We start from the raw sequence: 17,167 nt of genomic DNA, 5'->3' as shown, positions 1-17,167 counted from the left end.
CGCTACGCATGCGGAACCCCCGGAAGGCGATTACCCTCCCGGGGGTCTTCTGCGCCCGGCCCAGGGAGCGGCTACAGGTGGCGGTCGGCACCCGCGTCGATGACCGCGGCGACCTCGGCGAAGGCGGTGGTGTCGCCGCCGTAGGGGTCGGGGACGTCCTGCCCGTCCAGGTAGAGGCGCAGTTTGGGCAGGTCGGGCGGGACGGCCAGGGCATGGAGCGCGGAGAGGACGGCGTGGTCCATGGCGAGGACGGTGTCGGCCCATCCGATGAGATCCCGGTCGACCCGGCGGCCGCGGTGCCCGGTGAGGTCGTAGCCGAGGGCGGCTGCCGCGTCGATCATCAGCGGATGGGCGGGGCGGCCGGCGTGCTTGTCCCGCAGGCCGGCCGAGCGCACCTCGACGGCGCTTCCGCCCCGGTGGGCGAGGACGGCGGCGCCGAGCGGGGAGCGGCAGATGTTGCCCAGGCACACGACCAGCACGCGCCGGGGCCGGGACGCCGCGGTCACGGCCGTGCCCGGGAGAGCGTGGTGCGCAGCGCGTCCGCGACCTGGGCGATGCCATTTGGGTGGAGGTGGAGGTGGAAGGGGAGGGTGAGGATTTCGCGGCCGACCTGCTCGGTCACCGGCAGGGGCCGGTGCCAGGAGGCGAACGCGGGCTGGAGGTGATTGGGCGGGTAGTGGGTGCCGACGCCGATGCCGTGCGCGCGCAGGGTGCGGAAGACGTGCTCCCGGTGGTGGGGGACGCGGACTGCGCACAGATGGGGCACGGTGCGCTCGATGTCGAGGTTGACGAGGTCGATGCCCTCGATCCCTTCCAGGGCTGCGGCGTAGTCCTGCCACAGCTGTCGGCGCCGCTGCTGGATCTCGGGAAGGTGGGGGAGTTGCGCGAGGCCGATCGCGGCGTTGAGGGATGGCATCTGCACGCGCAGCCCGAAGCCGCTGACGGGGTAACTGGTCATGTCGGCGCGGCTGGTGACGGTGTCGGTGATGCCGAGGCTGCGCAGCGCCCGGCAGACGGCCGCCTCCTCGGCGCTGCGGGGAATGACCATGCCGCCCTGTCCGCAGGTCAGGTTCTTGACCGGCCCGAAGGAGAAGCAGGTCAGGTCGCCGGTGGCTCCCACGGGATGGGCGGCGTCGTGGGCGGAGCCGAAGGCATGCGCGGCGTCCTCGATCACGGTGATGCCCCGCCGGTCGAGTTCGGGGCGTATCGCCGACAGGTTGACGGCCCGGCCCGCGTACAGGACGGGGAGCACAGCCCGGGTCGCCGGGGTGAGAGCTTCGGCGATTTCGGCGCCCTGGGTGCACAGGGTAATGGGATCGACGTCGGCGAAGCGGGGGGTGGCCCCAGTGGCGAGGACGGCCTGGACGGTGGCGCAGAAGGTGAAGCTCGGCACGACGACCTCGTCACCGGGGCCGATCCCGGCGGCCAGCAGTGCGACGTGCAGGGCCGCGGTCCCCGAGGAGACGGCGACGGCGTCCGTGACGCCCAGGACATCGGCGACCTGTGTCTCGAACTGGTCGCAGGCGTCGGAGTGGTTGTAGTGGCCGCTGTGCAGAGCGGTGAGGAGCGAGTAGTCCTCGGTCCCGAACAGGTAAGGGCGCGCGTTGGCGCCGGCACCTGTGACGGAGGCGGTGGAGGTGGTCATCGCGGGGCGATCCCTTCGGTGACGGCGAGCGTCTCGTAGGACTTGGTGAGGCGGACGCCGGGGCGGTAGCGGAGCCGGTCGTGGTCGACGGGGTGGCCGGTGAGGCCATTGAGGTATTGGCCGACGAGGTCGGCGCCGGCGGCTTCGGCGGCGGGAAAACCGCCGCCGAACCGTGCGTTGGCCTCGATGATCACCACTCGGTGCGGGCCGCCCTCGCACAGGAAGCCCTGGACGCAGCAGGCGCCGACGAGGCCGGTGGCCGCCAGGACCGCCCTCACCTGCTGCTCCACCTCGGCGTCGTGGAACGTCTCGGTGACCATGGCCAGTCCGCCCTTGACGACCAGCCGCAGGCGCAGAATGACGCTGGCGCACCCCTCGCGGTCGATGAGGCAGTCTGCGGTGAACTCCCGTCCCTCGACCTGTTCCTGGACGATCGGGTCGGGCACCAGTTCACACAGGACGGTCGCCTGGGCACGGGTGCGGCAGTGGATGACGTCCTTGGAGCCCTGCCCGCGGCGGGGTTTGACGACGAGCGGCCCGTCGGGGGCCGCGTCGAGCTGGTCGGGCCCGACCGTACGCGGGGTGGGGATGTGGTGGTCGCAAAGCACCCGGGCGAAGCGGGCCTTGTCGGTGCAGGCCGCGATAGCGGGCAGGTCGGGCAGCCAGAGCGTCACGCCGAGGCCGGCCAGGTCGCTGCGCAGGCCGAACAGGTGGGGCAGTTCCTGTTCGACGGCCGAGACCACGGCGTCGGGCCGCAGTTGGGCGCTCAGCCGCAGCGTGCTCGATGCGTAGCCGGCGTCGCGGGCGGGCACGGTGACCCGCGCCGTGACATCGGGCAGGCGCAGGCCGATCGCGTCCGGGTCGCTGTCGGCGGCGATGACCTCACAGCCCAGGGCCAGGAGACGACGGGCGACATCGAGGCCCGGGGCTCCGCCCACGCCGGTGACGAGGATCCGCCGGGGACGCCCGCTGGTGGTGTCGGTCATGGCGTCACGCTCCGGCCGGGACGGCGAGCGGACGCAGCGCACGGGAAGTCTGGAGCATTGGTGCCCAGCGCTCCGGATTGCGGCGGTACCAGTCGGCGGTGGCAGCCAGTTCCTCCTTCAGGTCACGGACGGGCCGGTAGCCGAGCCGGGTGGCGATCTTGGACCAGTCCATGGCGTAACGCCGGTCGTTGGCCTGCCGGTCGGGGATGTAGGTCACCAGGTCCTGCTCGGCGCCGCACACCTCCAGCAGCATCTCCGTCAGCTGGGCGTTGGTCAGGTCGCTCCCGCCTGCGATGTTGTAGATCTCGCCCGGTTCTCCGTCGCGCATGACGGCGCCGATGCCCTGGCAGTTGTCGGCCACGTGCAGCCAGTCGCGGACATGCTCGCCCCGGCCGTGGAGCGTGACCGCCTCGCCGCGCAGCAGGCGGGTGACGAACAGCGGGATGATCTTCTCCGGATACTGGGCGGGCCCGAAGTTGTTCGAGGAGCGGGTCACGCACACGCCGAGCCCGTAGGTGCGGAAGGCGCTCAGGGCGATCAGGTCGCTGGCGGCCTTCGAGGCGGCGTAGGGCACGGTCGGCAGCAGCGGAGAGGCCTCAGTGGCTGTCCCCTCCGTCAGCGGTCCGTACACCTCGTCGGTGGAGACGTGCACGAACCGTTCGATCCGGTGCCGCACGGCGGCGTTCACCAGGATGTGGGTGCCCATCACGTTCGTCTGGACGAACGGCCCGCCGGCCTGCAGGGAGCGGTCGACGTGGGACTCGGCCGCGAAATGTACGACGTGGCTGTGCCCGGCCATGACCTGCTCGACGAGCGAGCCGTCGAGGATGCTGCCGTGCACGAACGTCATCCTCGGGTCGAGAAAAGCCTCCCCGAGGTTTTCGACGTGGCCTGCGTAGGTGAGGGCGTCCAACACGGTGACCTGGGATATACCGTCTGCCTCCAGCAGCGACTTGACGTAGTGGGAGCCGATGAAACCGGCCCCGCCGGTCACGAGCACCTTCATGGGCTTGTTCCCCTTCCCCGGGGTTGCGCGACGGGTGAAACGCCGCCGGGAGCACCTGATCGCGAGGAACAGCGGGGCGGGTCCCGAGTCCTCGCGGCCTTCCGGCAGCGACTTCGAAAGCAAGTGCGATGACCGCATGAAACGCCGCCGCTGCGCCCCGCACAGGCTCACGAAGGGGGCTCACAACGGGGAAACAGCCCGGCAGCAGGTCGCAGGCTCCTAGGCTCGAAAGCCCAACTGGCCCTGCCGCACGGCGTATCCGGCGGGACCCGGTTCCCAGGAGGTTCTGCCATGGAACTCAGCGACCACCCGGCCAGGACCGCCAGGACCCCGAACGAAGCACTGGCCCGGCTGATCGAGGCGTCCGGGATGAGCCACCACGCGCTGGCCCGCCGCGTGAACGACCTCGCAGAGCAGGCCGGGATCGCCTCCTCCTACACCCATACGAGTGTCGTGAACTGGACCCGGCGCGGCATGGTTCCCCGCCCGCCCATCCCCGCGTTCATCGCCCAGGTTCTGGCCGAACCGTTAGGCCGGCCGGTCGACCCGGCCGAGATAGGCATGGCCCAGGCAGGGCAAAGCGCCGACCGCGTCGGCTTGGATTTCCACCGGGACGTTCACCAGGCAGTCCATACCGCGACACGATTCTGGAGCACCGTGCACCGCCGTACCTTCGTCACCAGCGCCTTCGCCGTCGGCGCCTACAGCACACCGGTCACCCGGTGGCTGGCCGTCCCCACCGACGCGGACGCCGCCCACCGCGGCAGAAACCGCGTCGGACGCCAGGACCTTGAAGCACTGTGGACGGCTGCCGCCGCCGCGCAGCGCTCGGACTCGAAGTACGGCGGCGGCACCCGCACAGCCTCGACAGCAGCCGCTTTCCTCAACGAGCGCGCCATCCCGCTCCTGCACGCCGACTGCACCGACGCCGTGGGCAAAGAGCTGTTCGCCGGCACCGCCGAACTGGCCCGCGTCGCGGGCTGGAGTGCGCTCGACATGGGCCACCACGCCCTGGCTCAACGGCACTTCATCCAGGCCCTGCGCATGGCCCGAGCCGCAGGACGCCTGGACATCGGCTGCCACGTCCTCACCAACATGGCCCTCCAGACCATCCTGCGCGGCTACCCCGACGAAGCCGTGGACATGGTGCAGGGCGCCTACGACCGTGCACGGCACGTGGCAGCACCGCGCGTCCTGGCCTTCGCCAAGCTCATCGAGGCCCGCGCCCACGCCGGTCTCGGCGACGCCCGGTCCGCCGCCGGCGCGCTCGCCTCCTCCGAACAGCTCCTGGAACGCGCCGATACCGGCCAGGGCGACGAACCCGCATGGATCAGCTACTACACGCCCGCCCGGATGGCGGCCGACGCCGTGGAGATTCACCGGGACCTCGGCCTGCCCGTCGCGGCCCTGCGCTGGAACAACCGGGCCACCCCCATGTCCACGAACGACTTCACCCGTTCCGTCGGACTGCGGATGACCGTTCTGGCCACCGCGCATCTCCAGAACCGCGACCTGGACCAAGCCCTTGCACACGGACAGCGCGCCGTCATTATCCTCAGCCGCGTACGGTCGACCCGCGCCACCGACTACCTCGCCGGCGTCGTCCGTGCCATGGCGCCCTGGCACCGCGACCCCCGAGTCATCGACCTCTCCCGCCGCGCGCACCAGGCCATCACCTTCAGCGCCAACAGCGTGGCCATTTAGGAAGGCTGTGATCTGCGTTATCGGCTGCCGCTGTGCGAGCGCTGGGCGCGGGCTCTGTGGACGGGCGTTTCCCGGTACCTCACAGGCATCGGCACCCAGACCAGCGAGAAGGGCGAATCGCACTACACCTGGCAGGCGCCGCAGCCACGAGAACACCCCTTGCGCGCCCTGGCACCGGTCGTGCACGCGCTGTCTCTCACCGGCGTTTGGGGCAGGCCTCGCTTCCTCGGCTGGCCCCGGTCGAATTCGAGACCGTCTCGATCACACCGGCCCACCGGACCGCGTGACCGAGCCTGTCACCCGAAGCGTGCATCAGGCTCTTTTGTCTGGGTCAGGGCGTTGTTTGCCGGCGGAGTGCCTGCCAGCGTTGTTCGAAGGTGTGTTGGTGTTTGTTGAGGTCGTGTGGGTGGATGGGCTGGTTGTACTGGGCGGTGATGCCGTGCTGCGCGAGGTCTTTGGCGACGTGGTCGGGGGCCGGGCGGTCATCGATGGCTCGGTGCTGGGCCCAGATGGTGTAGATCCGGAATTGTAGGAAGTAGCGGGCCAGTGTCTTTGCTCTGATGGGTTGGTTGTCGCGGTCCAGGATCCCCTGGCTGGCGAGATACGCCGACAGCTCGGTCGCGTCTGGCTCTGTCATGTGCTGTTGCTGGAGGTCGTGCCAGGCCAGGTAGTAGCGGTCGACAGGAGTGAGGCTGCGTGGAGGCGATGTCGTCATTTTGTCGGGCGTCGACTCGGCGGGCGGAATCCCCCTGTTGGGCTCCTTGTCCTGGCCGGGATGTGGGGCCTGTGCATTTCGCGGGGGAGGCACGGCGTCTGAGGAACGTCCGGTGCGGGGTGTTTCAGCGGCTCCCGGGTCTGGGGGAGCGGAGTTGAACGTTGCTTCATCCGGGACGGTGTGCGGGGCAGGCGTTTCCTCGTCCCACGCCCACGCCCACGCCCACTCCCATTCCTCGTCCCTGTGGGGATCCTCCTCCGGGTCGTGTCCGGGGTCGTAGTCGTCTTCGTGGGCGGCTTCTTGCGGCAGAGTGTAGGACCACAGGCTTGCGTCCGGCCCCGGGTGTTGAGTGTGTTCCGGCTGCTTGGGGGGCTCGTTGTCATCAAGGTCTGGATGGTGTTCGCCGGCCGGTGCCGTGTCGTTGCGTACGGCTGGTGCCGCCTCGGGGGGTCGGCTGCGTGCGGCCGTGTCGGTCGGCTCCAACTGCGGGGCGGGGGGCAGCAGTACGGGCTCGATGCCCGCCGCCGGCAGACCCGAGGGGGCCGTCTCCGCGAGCGGGACGCCGTAGCGGGCCAGGCGCAGGGGCATCAGGGACTCCACCGGGGCCTTGCGGCGCCACGCGCGGCCGAAGCGGGAGTGGAGGCGCGCCTGGTAGACGAGACGATCCTGCTCCAGCTTGATGACCTGCTCGTAGGAACGCAGCTCCCACAGCTTCATCCGGCGCCACAGCAGGAACGTCGGGAGGGGGGAGAGCAGCCAGCGGGTGAGGCGGACGCCCTCCATGTGCTTGTCGGCCGTGATGTCGGCGATCCGGCCGATCGCGTGCCGGGCCGCCTCCACGGAGACCACGAACAGGATCGGGATCACCGCGTGCATACCGACACCGAGCGGGTCGGGCCAGGCCGCGGCGCCGTTGAACGCGATCGTCGCGACCGTCAGCAGCCACGCCGTCTGGCGCAGCAGCGGGAAGGGAATCCTGATCCAGGTCAGGAGCAGGTCCAGGGCGAGCAGGACGCAGATGCCCGCGTCGATACCGACCGGGAAGACATACGCGAAGTTGCCGAAGCCCTTCTTCAGGGCGAGTTCGCGTACGGCGGCGTACGAACCGGCGAAGCCGATTCCGGCGATGACCATCGCACCGGAGACGACCACGCCGACGAGCACCCGCTGGGTACGGCTGAGAACGGCCGGGACACGGCGCGGACCGCGCCCCGTGGGGTGGGCCGGCGGGGGTATGTGGGCTTGCGAGGAGGGCGGTGCGGGGCGGGGCGAGTTCATCAGAACTGCGTCCCGTCGGAGCGAGGCGTGCCCAGGAGGTCGTTGATGAGTTGCTCGGTCTCCGGCTCCAGTGAGCAGTCCAATGTCCGGTTGACCTGCTGGACGCGGGTGATGGCGGTGTGAAGGCCCTGCCGGTTCCCGGCCGCGGCCTCGATCCGGAGCCAGTCCCGGTAGAGGAGTTCCGCTGTGTTGTCGACGTCGAGGCCGGTCGCGACGGCCTGGCGGGCGGCACTGAGATCGTGGTGTGGGCCGGCGGGGGTGCGGTAGGTGGCGATGGTGTGTGCCACGTCGACGATCCGCGTACTCATTTCCTGCTGGTAGGGCTCGGCCCATGGCAGGGGCCTGCCGCCGAAGGGCCGGCCCTGCACCAGGGCGAGCGCGCGCTCCAGATCGGGGAGGCCGGAGGGTCCCAGCGGCAGTGCGCGTTCGACGAGTTGGAGGAAGCGGTTCCAGTCGCAGCACACGCCGGGGGAGAGCCGGTAGGGGTCGCCGCCGGATTTGCGGCGTGGCACGTAGGGGTTGCCGTCAGGGTCGTTGCCCAGGGAACTGCGCAGGCCCTGTATCCGGGCGTTGAGGGTGGTCGGCGACCAGGGGCTGACTGGGTCCATGTCGGAGCACAGGACGTCCGCGCTTCGTCCGGGCCGGAAATGCAGCAGCGCGGCGAGCTGTGCCATGCGTGGGCCGTGGCCGGTGTGTTCCACGCCGGTCACGTGGACCGGACCCAGGACCCGGATCTCCGGCGCGTGCACGTCATGAGCCTCCTCGCTCCCGTCCGTGGTCTCCGGTACGGGGACGTCGTCACCGGCGCCCCGTTCGTCACTCTCTGGGACTTTTGCGGCGGGAGACGCTGCCGAGCCGGCATTCGGGGCGTTGGCCTCGGCCTGGGGCGGCGGTTCAGCGGTGGGCAGCAGCCGAAGTCCGGACGGGTCGGTGGAGGCGGCGAGCAGAGCGGGGAAGATGCCGTTGGCGCCGTCCGCTGCCGGCGCCACCGCAGGGCCCGTGGTGTCCCCGGCCGCGGGTGTGATTGGGGGCTCTGCCGGCGTGGTCTGCTGGGGCGGCGCCGTGCTGTCGGGCTCGTCCGGCACGTCCTGCCAGGGCCCCTCGGCCGGGTGGGCTGACTGGGCGGACAACGTCAGTGCGTTGGTGATCTGTTGGTAGGCGGCGTGCTCCAGACGTTGCACGGTGATGTCGGCGCCGACGGAGTCGAGGGGCTGCGGTGTGCTGAGCGAGGCGTTGAGGATCTCGGCCTCGGGGAAGTGCGCGGCCGCGGACGACGCCGGCGCAATCAGGGTGACGGGCACCGCTGCGGCCTTGTCGATGACCTCGGCGAACTCCCAGGCCGTGTCCGTGTCCAACGATGATGCGCACAGCAGCAGGTAGGGCTGGTGGCTGGTCTCGGGCAGCTGGTGTGCTTCCAGCAGCCGCTCGCTCAGGTCGCGCAGCGCGTGTCTGGCCTGCCGCATGTGCGCGATCCGCGCGGTGGGCAGCAGCCCGGGCAGATCCTCGCCGAACCCGAGGGTGACGATCTCGACGTCGCTCGCCCACGGGCTCATCCCGAGTTCCAGGGCGAGGGAGATGCACACCTCGGTGATGTGGACCGGGTTGCCGTCCAGCAGCAGGGCGGACACCCGAGCGAGGTTGAGCAGAACCAGGTCGCCTGCTTCGGTGCTGCCAATCGTGGCCAGTCCCGGATACGGCGCCGGCACCTGATGGGCCGTCTCCTCGTCCAGGAGATCGGCGTCGGCGGCCAGGACCCACCAACCGGCCTTGCCCGAGGTGAAGGGCGCCTGCGGCTCCTGGACGAGGTCCTCGGGCAGCACCTCCACCGCGCGCGCACCGATCCGCGCGGCCCGCAGCGCGGGCAGGCCCGCCTCGTCCCCCTCCTCGGCCGCCCGGTAAGCCATCGTGCGCAGGGCCACGTCCAGACGGGCGGCGCCGCCAGGCTCGGCGGCCGCCGCCAACTGCGCCTCAGCCGACGACGGTTCCGGCGCGATGGCGATCGTCTCGCCCGGCTTGCGGCGGCGGCGCTGCAACGTCCTGCGCAGCGCCAGAGCGCCGGTGACGGCGGCCGCCAGCAGTGCGCCCGCGCCGAGCACGGTGCGCAGGTTCAGCGGACTGCTCGTCGGAGTCGATACCGGCGGCGCGGATGCCGTGGCGGCGGGGGAGGAGGCAGCGGAGTTCGACGCCTCGGACGACGCCGACGGAGAGGCAACAGAGGGAGCAGAGCTCGTGGTGGGCGTGAGCGTCGCGGAAGGAGACTGTTCCTGGCCGGGGTGCTCGGCGGGACGGTTGCTCGGGATGCTGGAGGGCGTGGACTCCGGCGCGGGCGCCGTGGTGGTTCCCGGCGTCGGAGCCTGCTCATCCCCCGCGGCATCGCCCGGCTTCTGACCGTCGGGCGTCTGGGCGGCCGGGGGAGTGGCCTCCTGGCCGCCCGCCTTCTCACCGTCGCCACTGTCGCGCGGCGGTGCGTGCTGGCCGGCCTGGACGCCGGGCACGGTCACCTGCTGCCCCGGGAAGACCTCGTCCGGGTCGGTGATGGCGGGCAGCCCGTCCGGCTGCGGCTTGCCCCGGCTGGCCTCGTACAGCTTCGGCCACTCGTTGCCGTCGCCAAGCTCCTTCTCCGCGATCTTCGACAGGTAGTCGCCCGCGTGGACGGTGACGACGTGCTCGCTGCCGTCCGCGGAAGCCGGGGCGTCGTCTCCCAACTGCGTACGGAAGCCTCCTGCCGTACCGGCGGCGTGCGGCATCCTGAGCTGCCAGCCGGGCTGCAGGAAGCTGTTCGCACGGAAGATCTCCCCGTCCGCCATGGTGTGGCCCGCGTTGAGGTCGGCGATCTCCCGCCACTGCTCGCCGTCGCCGAGTTCCTTCTCGGCGATGCTCCACAGGCTCTCCGCCGGCCGCACCTCCCGTACCGTGTACGTCTCGTCCTGCACGCGGTCGGCGGCCGATGCCGTGCGGTCCGCGCCGGCGCTCTCCGCGCCTACCTGACCCGGCAGTTGGACGGCGGTTGCGCTGGGGGCGGCCTGGGCGGGGGTGGCCAGCGCGGAGCCGGTGGGCAGCAGCACCAGGATCCCGCCGATCAGGACGGCCGCGGCGCGCTGCGAGGCACCCAGCCCCCGCGGAGCGTGCCAGAACCGGCCGCGCAGTTGCGCGCTCAACTCCCGTACGGCGCAGAACGTGAACTGCGCCCACCCGGTCCATCCCACGGCGACGAGCAGCAGCAGGAACGCTCCGCCGGTGTCCTGCCGGTCCAGCAGGTGGGTGAGGTCGTCGCGGCCCGAAGCCCACAGGGCGGGGGTCACCCGGGCCAGCAGCAGCGGCAGCCCGGCGACGGCGCCGACCAGGACCAGCAGACTGCACGCCGCGATGACGATCCGGGCCGGGAGGGAACGGACTGCGGCGGGGGAGTGGGGAGTGCGCATTCAGTTTCCTTCGGGTGCGGTGACGCCGTGCAGGAGAGTCGCTTCGCCGTGGCCGGTCACCGCGAGAGAGTCAATCCCGACCGCGGACAGGAACTTCGTGGCGTAGGTGTCGGTGATCGTCACGGTGAGCGTCTTGCCGTTCCCGGACACACGGACCGTGCCGGTGGCGCCGGCCGAGCGGAGATAGGCCTGGGCGGCGGCCTGCGCGTCCTGCGGGTCGACGACGACCGCCGTGCCGGTGATGGCCTGCGCCGGGTCGATGGCCTGCCCGCCGGCCCGGGCGGCCTCACCGGCGATGTAGTCGGCGCGTTCGGTGGCGCGCATCGTGCTGCCGCCGTCGACGGAGATACCGATGATGCCGATCAGCGCGACGACACACACGGCCACGAACACCGTGACCCCGCCCCGGTCGTCCAGCCGTCCTTGGTATCGGCCTGCCGGCCGCGCGATCATCAGTCCCCCCGCTGCCGGTACTGATCAACGACCGACGTTGCCGTCGACGTCAGCGTCCGTGCACCGGGCACGCCCGGCAGCAGGAGATCGGACAGGTTGACCGTGCAGCTCACGGTCACGGTGACCGTCCCCACCTGTCCCACGGGCACATTGAGGCCGCCGGTGTTCACATGGACGCTGGCGGACGCGCACGTGATGCCCTGATCGTTCAGGGACTCGAGGGCGGCCGCGTGGGCGGCGTCCTGCGCGGAGGCCACGGTGCGGTGGATGGACGCTTCGCGTGCCGCGTCCTCGGACGCCGCGTCGATCTTCGCGCCGGAGGTGACGAGCCGTCCGCCGGCGATCGCCAGGCACAGGAACATGATCAGAGAGGGGAGGACGATGGCGGCCTCGATCGCGACACTGCCCTCGTCCCCACCGGCCAGCTGCCTCCAACGGGCCCTGATGCGCAACGGACACACCCCCCGGCCGTTGTCCAGCGTTCGACGGGCCCCGACGCCGACTGCGTGATCTTGAGCCCGGACAGGCCCGGGATCATCGACAAGGCCGTACCGGAGACCCGTACGCGTACGCGCTGCCCGTCGTTGGCGGCCGAGACGCCGTAGCCGCGCAGGCTGTCCCCCGCACTGCGCGCAAGGACGTCCTGGGCGCGGGCCGTGCCGTCGGCGGGGGACGCCTGGTAGGCGCGGGCCGCGGTGAGGCCCTCGCGGGCTGCGGTCAGGGCGATCTCCCGGGCGTAGTACCACATGGAGGCCTGGATGACGGCGATGGTGGCGAGCAGGATGAAGGGGAAGACGATCGCCATCTGGACGGAGGCGTCGCCCCGGTCGTCCCCCCAGCGCCGCCCGTGCCACCAGGCCCGGATACGGGGGCCGCCCGGCATCAGATCCCGCTCAGGCTCAGGTTGTATTTCGCGATCACTACGGCGATCGTGCCGGCGATCGCCAGGGCGCCGCCGACGGCGGCGACCCAGATGATGACGGTGGTGATGCTGATGTCGCCACGGTCCGGCTGACGCGTGGCCTCCTCGATGCGTGTGGCCAGCCGGCGGACGGCGCGGCAGGACCGTAAGGCGGTGTACTTCATCGGGCGTGCTCCTCCACCAGATTGAGCGAGTTCGACGGTCGGAAACGGATTCAGACAGTGAGCATGCGGATCACCGCTGGGAACGCCATCAGCAACATGACCAGGACGGCGAGGAGAGCGCCGGGGGCGGTCATTTTCTCGCTGGCCGTGTTGGCCTCGGCGGCCTGGTCGGCGAGCAGTTCGGTGTTCAGTGCGGCGGTGCGGGCCCGCAGGGCCTTGTAGACGGCGGCGCCGTCGGTGGCCGAGCCGCGCATGATGTCGGCGACATCCGTCAGGACAGGCAGGTCGTACTCGTCGGCGAGTTCGGACAGCGCCTGGTACGGCGGGATCTTCTCCAGCCGGGCACGGCGCAGAGCGCCCTGCAGATACAGGAACGGCCACCCCCGCCCGACAGCTGCTGCCTTCTCCAGCGCCTCAGCCGGCCCGGCGTCCGCGGCCCGCTTGAGCGCCACCAGGTCGAGGTAGGCGGACAGAGCGTGCGCGAACTCCTCTCGTGCCCGCTTGGCCTGGTCACGTACGGCGAGATCGGGAGTGATGAACAGCAGGCCGGCGATGGCCAGTCCGGCGGCCGCGGGCACGTAGAAGGGCAGGGAGACGCCCGCGATGATCCACGGGACGGACACCAGCACGGGGCAGAGCAGGCCGAGCGCGGCGAGCGCCGTCTTCTTCAGCATGAACTGGCCCGGCCCCTGTCCGAGCAGGGCAAGATTCTTGACGGGGATCCGTACGCCGGGCAGGTGCTCGAGGCGGGCCAGCAGCCACTTGCCCCACCGCTCGTCGCGGTCCAGCTCCGGCTCGGGCATGCTCAGGCGCGCGGGACCGGTGCGCTTGAGCGCCACCGCCAACGCGGGCGGCTGCTGCAGCAGTTCACGCACGAGTAGGGCGACACCGCCGCCTACGGTGCCTCCGGCCGCTACGACGGGAAGCAGATTCACGGCGTGACCCCTTCCCGCATGCGCCCCTGGTCCGGTTCTGGAGCGGGTGTGGGCAGGCGGACGGTGCTGCGCGCGTCGGCGATCAGGAACCGGGCGATGTGGCGGAAGGTGCCCAGCGAGCGCATCAGGGCGAGCGTGGCGATGAATCCGGCGGTCAGGAACGCCAACACCAGCTGGCCCAGCAGGGTGTTGTAGGGGCGGGTGAAGGACGGCACGAAGAACCCGGCGACGACGATGCCCAGCGTGATCAGGGTCATCCACCGCACGGTCGTCCGCGACTTGGCCCGGTCGGCCTCCACCTTCCGCTTGCCGGCCACCTCCTCACGGACGGTCGCGGCCAGGTCCTCCAGCCCCTGCGCGAGGCCCGGGCCGCGGTCGCCCGCCGAGAGGATCAGCGCGGCCGCCACCTTGTCGGCCGTGATGTCGTCGAGCTCGTCGGCGAACGCGCGGAGCGCCTCCTCGGGCCGCCATCCCAGGCGCAGCCGGTCGGAGAGATTGACGATCTGCCCGGCCAGCTCCTCCGGGGCACCCCGACGGCTGGTGATCATCGCTTGCTCCAGGCCCATGCCCAGCCGCAGCAGCCCGGCCAGATGCTGCGTCCATGCGCTCAGCGCCTCCAACTGCCCGATGCGCTCCTGCGCGATCTGCGCCGGCGAGATCAACCACGGCACCCCGACCACAGCCGCACCCACCATCGCACCGGCCACGAAATTCCCGGAGACCAGCCACACGCCCACGAACACCACCAGCGCCGCGACGGTCAGCGTGCGACGTCGCAGCCGGACCTCCTCGCCCAGCTCGGCGCCGCCGCGCACCGCCTTCCACCGCTCGCGCAGCGGGGCCCGGCGCTGCACCGAAGTCCCCACCACACCGGCGACAGTACCGATCAGTCCGCCGATGACGGCCATGCCACTGAGCAGCGCCCACAACAGGATCACCGGCCGGCCCCCACCTTCAGAGCCAGCGGCCGCTCCCAGGCCCCGTAGGGCAGTTGGAGCAGGCCGGAGTCGAAGCCCACCCGGCGCAGGTCATCCACACAGCCCGGGTCCATCCGCGGTACCGCCCGCAGCTCCCCGAACTCCCTTCCCGGAGCGAAGATCTCGTTGGTCGCCGGGCGCCCGGACTCGCCGATCCCGCTCACCTCCAGGACGTGGGAGACATAGCGGTGACGGTGGCCGCCGATCCGTGTCTCGTCCGTCATGTCGACGTACACGATGAAGTCCAGGCCGTTGGCGGTCTGCCGGTACGCCAGCTGTTCGGACAGGTTGCCCTGGGCCAGCGCATACAGCTCGGCGATCCGGTCGAAGACGATGTCGGGGCGACGCGCGTGGATCGTGCACAGGTTGCCGCCCGACCCGTTCGTCAACGCCTGCATCATGGCGACGACTTCGGGACCGCGGACCTCACCGACCACAATCCGCTCCAGCGACATCCGCAGTGCCGGATGCATCAGGTCCAGCAACGTGATCTCGCCCGCGCCGCGGCCGGTGACGTCCTTCTCCCCGTTGGACTCCCGCCCCACCAGGTTGACGACCTGGCGGTGGTAGCCGTTGGCGTGGGCGAACAGCTCGTCCTCGGTCTGGATGGTGGCGAAGCGGCAGTCCGGATCGAACTCGCGGAGCATCGCCCGCAGCAGCGTGGTCTTCCCGGCCTTCTGCTTTCCCGCGATCATGACGTTCTTCTCCGCGCGCACGCACGCGCCGAGAAACTCCCGCAGGATCGCATCGATCGTGCCCAGCTCCACCAGGTCATCGAGGCCGACGTGGAAGACCCGGTGACGGCGGATGACCGCATACGTCATCGGACCGAGCCCGGTGATCGCCTGCAGCCGGGAGCCGTCCTGAAGCGAGAGCGCGAGGGTGGGGTGCGCGGTGGAGATGGTGCGCTCGTTGTGCCCGGAGTCGCGGGCCAACTCCCGCAGCAGTTCCAGGAGTTCCTCCTCCGAGTCCGCTACCGGCCCGACCATCCGGCGTTCACCGTCGCCGTAGTCGAGCCACACCTCGCCCGGCCCCTGGATGATGATGTCCTCGACCCGCCCGTCGTCCAGATACGGCTGCAGCCGCCCAGCCCGGTAGAGCAGGTCATACACGGCACCCCGCAGCGCACCGTCCTCGCGCGGTGTCATCGCGTGCGCGTCCGACCACAACGCGACCGCCTCGTTGATCCAGCCCAGGCAGCGCTGCTCCTCGCTGGCCCGGTTCATCCCCGGGACGGTCTTCAGCAACTCCTCACGCTGCCGGGCGACTTGGGCCGCGATGCTCCGGGCCGCCTGGTAGTCGACGGTGATCTGCGGTGCTGCCGTGCCGACCGTGTGTGAACTCGAAGCGGCTCCTGCCGGAGCCCGGTAGGCCGACTGAGGGCGGCCGGGCGGGGGAGTGACGGACGGGTCGGGGTGCAGAGGCTTAGCGTCCACGGTTCGCCTCCCCGCCGGCGAAGACGCGGCGCTGATCGAGGCGGGAACGGCGTACGGCGGCCCGCTGCACCAGCAGAGCACTGCTCGTGCGGGCAGCCTTCATCAGCGGCGACCTGGTGAAGCGTCGGGGCTGCTCGGCGCCGTCCGACAGCACCCGCGCATCCTGCGGCGCGTACGGCAGTGTCGCCACGACCGGTACCTGCAGCACGCGCTGGACCTCGCCGGCGGGGTAGGGACCTTCGTCGATCACCAGCAGGCCGACGTCCCCGACACGTTCCTCCAGAGCCGTCACCCGGGCCTGCGCGGCCTGAAGACAGCGCAGGGTGTTGCGCACCACCATGATGACAGCGTCGGCCTGCTCGGCCAGGACCCCGGAGAGACCGAAGGCGCCACTGCGGCCGAGGTCGATCAGAACGTCGTGACCGTGCTCGGTCTCAATGCCCCGGAACATGGACGCCAGGCCCTTCCAGACCGAACCCAGGCTCGCCGCCTGGGCCGGGTCGGTGACGCCGGGCAGCAGCAGCCGGTCACGCGGTGACTCCGGCTTCCCCTCCTCGCCGTTCAGGGCGATCAGCTGACGCCAGAAAGCGTCGCCGAACTCGCCCTTGCGGGCCGCCACCGACAGGTTCCGCAGCCCGTACCGGTCGCCGAGCGTGCCCTGCAGCAGTCCGTGCAGGACGGCCCCGCCGTCCGGGTCGCACTCAGCAAGGATCATCTTCCGGCCCGGCTCCAGCGGCCACGACAACAGCAGCGCGAGCGCAGTGGTCGTCACTCCGGGTGCGCCGGTGCAGCCGGCCAGCGCGATGACGGCCATCAGCTGCCGTCCGCAGCGGTGAGGACCAGGCGCAGGGTGCTCGCCGACACCCACGCGGCGACGGTCGGGCCGTCGGTCGCGGAGGTCGCGACGTCGACGACCACAACCCCGGTGCCAGGGGCGGCTTTGGACGCCTTCACGACCCGTCCGGTGATCGTCTCCGGAGCGGTGGAGGACTTGTCGGTGTCCGTGTCGCCCTGCGCGGGAACGTGGACCAGTTCGACTCTCTGGCCGGGGACCAGGCTGGTGGCGGGAACCTGTTCGGGCTTGAGCCCGATCGGAACCAGTTGCTCGCCGGCCTTCACCAGAGAGTCCTTGGTTACCTGCGACGGCGTCAGGAGCGAGCCCGGCTTCAGTTCCACGGCCGCCCGCTTGCCCACCACCGCCTTCACATCGTCCGCGTGGACGGCCTTCACCGACGGGTCCAGGGAGATCGAGGCCGTCCCCAGGTCCTGTTCGGTAAGGACCTGGCCGACCTGGACGTCGCGGACCACGGTGACCACCTGGGTGCGGTGGCCGACTTGGAGCAGCAAGACGGCAACACCCGCCCCACCGGCGGCGATCAGTGCTAGCGACAGGGCGATCACGCCCGGCCGGCGCCTGCGGGCCGACACCCGCGGCGGCGCGACCGGTGCGGCCACTTGCCCCTGCTGGGGGACTCCGCTCGCACTTGTTCCTCCTGTGCGTTCTTGGGTCTTGCTCAACGCTGC

General features: G+C 70.9%; 15 protein-coding genes and 1 pseudogene. 1 reads left to right on the top strand and 15 read right to left on the bottom strand.

The genetic code is table 11. The features are described 5' to 3' along the window. Positions 1 to 71: 71 nt before the first annotated feature. From JHN45_RS20685 to rfbB, 4 genes are read right to left on the bottom strand one after another with little or no spacing between them, the layout of a single operon-like run. Complete coding sequence (locus JHN45_RS20685) at positions 72 to 506, bottom strand: low molecular weight protein-tyrosine-phosphatase (protein ID WP_201049971.1); 435 nt, start codon at positions 504 to 506, stop codon at positions 72 to 74. Continuing rightward, entirely contained in the window at positions 503 to 1,645 is a 1,143-nt protein-coding gene (locus JHN45_RS20680; RefSeq protein ID WP_201049970.1) for a DegT/DnrJ/EryC1/StrS aminotransferase family protein, read from the bottom strand. Before JHN45_RS20680 ends, JHN45_RS20685 begins: the two co-directional genes overlap by 4 nt. Next, positions 1,642 to 2,631, bottom strand: coding sequence for an ATP-grasp domain-containing protein (locus tag JHN45_RS20675; protein WP_201049969.1), 990 nt, complete (start codon positions 2,629 to 2,631; stop codon positions 1,642 to 1,644). The genes JHN45_RS20680 and JHN45_RS20675 overlap by 4 nt, the downstream gene beginning before the upstream one ends. Before the next feature lie 4 nt (positions 2,632 to 2,635). Continuing rightward, on the bottom strand, positions 2,636 to 3,637 hold the full coding sequence (rfbB, locus tag JHN45_RS20670) for a dTDP-glucose 4,6-dehydratase (RefSeq protein ID WP_201049968.1): 1,002 nt from the start codon (positions 3,635 to 3,637) through the stop codon (positions 2,636 to 2,638). A gap of 291 nt (positions 3,638 to 3,928) precedes the next feature. On the opposite strand from rfbB, the gene JHN45_RS20665 reads away from it, so the two are divergent. After that, positions 3,929 to 5,341, top strand: coding sequence for a sporulation protein (locus JHN45_RS20665; RefSeq protein ID WP_201049967.1), 1,413 nt, complete (start codon positions 3,929 to 3,931; stop codon positions 5,339 to 5,341). Positions 5,342 to 5,672: 331 nt separating this feature from the next. On the opposite strand, the gene JHN45_RS53035 is transcribed toward JHN45_RS20665, so the two are convergent. From JHN45_RS53035 to JHN45_RS20610, 11 genes and pseudogenes are all read right to left on the bottom strand, one after another. Then, positions 5,673 to 7,190, bottom strand: coding sequence for a DUF2637 domain-containing protein (locus tag JHN45_RS53035; RefSeq protein ID WP_236583875.1), 1,518 nt, complete (start codon positions 7,188 to 7,190; stop codon positions 5,673 to 5,675). 143 nt (positions 7,191 to 7,333) lie between these two features. Next, a complete protein-coding gene (locus tag JHN45_RS20655; protein ID WP_201049966.1) occupies positions 7,334 to 10,756 on the bottom strand; it encodes a LysM peptidoglycan-binding domain-containing protein in 3,423 nt (1,140 codons plus the stop codon). Further along, complete coding sequence (locus JHN45_RS20650) at positions 10,757 to 11,209, bottom strand: pilus assembly protein TadG-related protein (RefSeq protein WP_201049965.1); 453 nt, start codon at positions 11,207 to 11,209, stop codon at positions 10,757 to 10,759. Further along, on the bottom strand, positions 11,209 to 11,661 hold the full coding sequence (locus JHN45_RS20645; RefSeq protein ID WP_374195630.1) for a TadE/TadG family type IV pilus assembly protein: 453 nt from the start codon (positions 11,659 to 11,661) through the stop codon (positions 11,209 to 11,211). Before JHN45_RS20645 ends, JHN45_RS20650 begins: the two co-directional genes overlap by 1 nt. An 11-nt stretch (positions 11,662 to 11,672) precedes the next feature. Then, positions 11,673 to 12,092: pseudogene (locus JHN45_RS20640) on the bottom strand (TadE/TadG family type IV pilus assembly protein); the annotation flags it as partial. After that, positions 12,092 to 12,295, bottom strand: coding sequence for a hypothetical protein (locus JHN45_RS20635; protein ID WP_201049964.1), 204 nt, complete (start codon positions 12,293 to 12,295; stop codon positions 12,092 to 12,094). The gene JHN45_RS20635 and the pseudogene JHN45_RS20640, both read right to left, overlap by 1 nt. Before the next feature lie 50 nt (positions 12,296 to 12,345). Continuing rightward, positions 12,346 to 13,230 (bottom strand): type II secretion system F family protein, encoded by an 885-nt coding sequence (locus JHN45_RS20630; protein ID WP_201049963.1) that lies wholly within the window; start codon positions 13,228 to 13,230, stop codon positions 12,346 to 12,348. Then, positions 13,227 to 14,168, bottom strand: coding sequence for a type II secretion system F family protein (locus JHN45_RS20625; RefSeq protein ID WP_201049962.1), 942 nt, complete (start codon positions 14,166 to 14,168; stop codon positions 13,227 to 13,229). The genes JHN45_RS20630 and JHN45_RS20625 overlap by 4 nt, the downstream gene beginning before the upstream one ends. Continuing rightward, complete coding sequence (locus JHN45_RS20620; protein ID WP_201049961.1) at positions 14,165 to 15,643, bottom strand: CpaF family protein; 1,479 nt, start codon at positions 15,641 to 15,643, stop codon at positions 14,165 to 14,167. The genes JHN45_RS20625 and JHN45_RS20620 overlap by 4 nt, the downstream gene beginning before the upstream one ends. After that, positions 15,633 to 16,457 (bottom strand): hypothetical protein, encoded by an 825-nt coding sequence (locus tag JHN45_RS20615; RefSeq protein ID WP_201049960.1) that lies wholly within the window; start codon positions 16,455 to 16,457, stop codon positions 15,633 to 15,635. The genes JHN45_RS20620 and JHN45_RS20615 overlap by 11 nt, the downstream gene beginning before the upstream one ends. Further along, entirely contained in the window at positions 16,457 to 17,161 is a 705-nt protein-coding gene (locus JHN45_RS20610; RefSeq protein ID WP_236583860.1) for an SAF domain-containing protein, read from the bottom strand. Before JHN45_RS20610 ends, JHN45_RS20615 begins: the two co-directional genes overlap by 1 nt. Positions 17,162 to 17,167: the final 6 nt, after the last annotated feature.

Origin of the sequence: Streptomyces sp. MBT53, assembly GCF_016654115.1 — a bacterium.
Lineage (GTDB): Bacteria > Actinomycetota > Actinomycetes > Streptomycetales > Streptomycetaceae > Streptomyces.
This window is presented reverse-complemented; position numbering and strand designations above follow the sequence as displayed.

Coding starts and splice junctions, on each gene's coding strand:
- JHN45_RS20680 (WP_201049970.1), bottom strand. CDS start 1,645: ATGACCACCTCCACCGCCTCCGTCACAGGTGCCGGCGCCAACGCGCGC.
- JHN45_RS20675 (WP_201049969.1), bottom strand. CDS start 2,631: ATGACCGACACCACCAGCGGGCGTCCCCGGCGGATCCTCGTCACCGGC.
- rfbB (WP_201049968.1), bottom strand. CDS start 3,637: ATGAAGGTGCTCGTGACCGGCGGGGCCGGTTTCATCGGCTCCCACTAC.
- JHN45_RS20665 (WP_201049967.1), top strand. CDS start 3,929: ATGGAACTCAGCGACCACCCGGCCAGGACCGCCAGGACCCCGAACGAA.
- JHN45_RS53035 (WP_236583875.1), bottom strand. CDS start 7,190: ATGGTCATCGCCGGAATCGGCTTCGCCGGTTCGTACGCCGCCGTACGC.
- JHN45_RS20655 (WP_201049966.1), bottom strand. CDS start 10,756: ATGCGCACTCCCCACTCCCCCGCCGCAGTCCGTTCCCTCCCGGCCCGG.
- JHN45_RS20650 (WP_201049965.1), bottom strand. CDS start 11,209: ATGATCGCGCGGCCGGCAGGCCGATACCAAGGACGGCTGGACGACCGG.
- JHN45_RS20635 (WP_201049964.1), bottom strand. CDS start 12,295: ATGAAGTACACCGCCTTACGGTCCTGCCGCGCCGTCCGCCGGCTGGCC.
- JHN45_RS20615 (WP_201049960.1), bottom strand. CDS start 16,457: ATGGCCGTCATCGCGCTGGCCGGCTGCACCGGCGCACCCGGAGTGACG.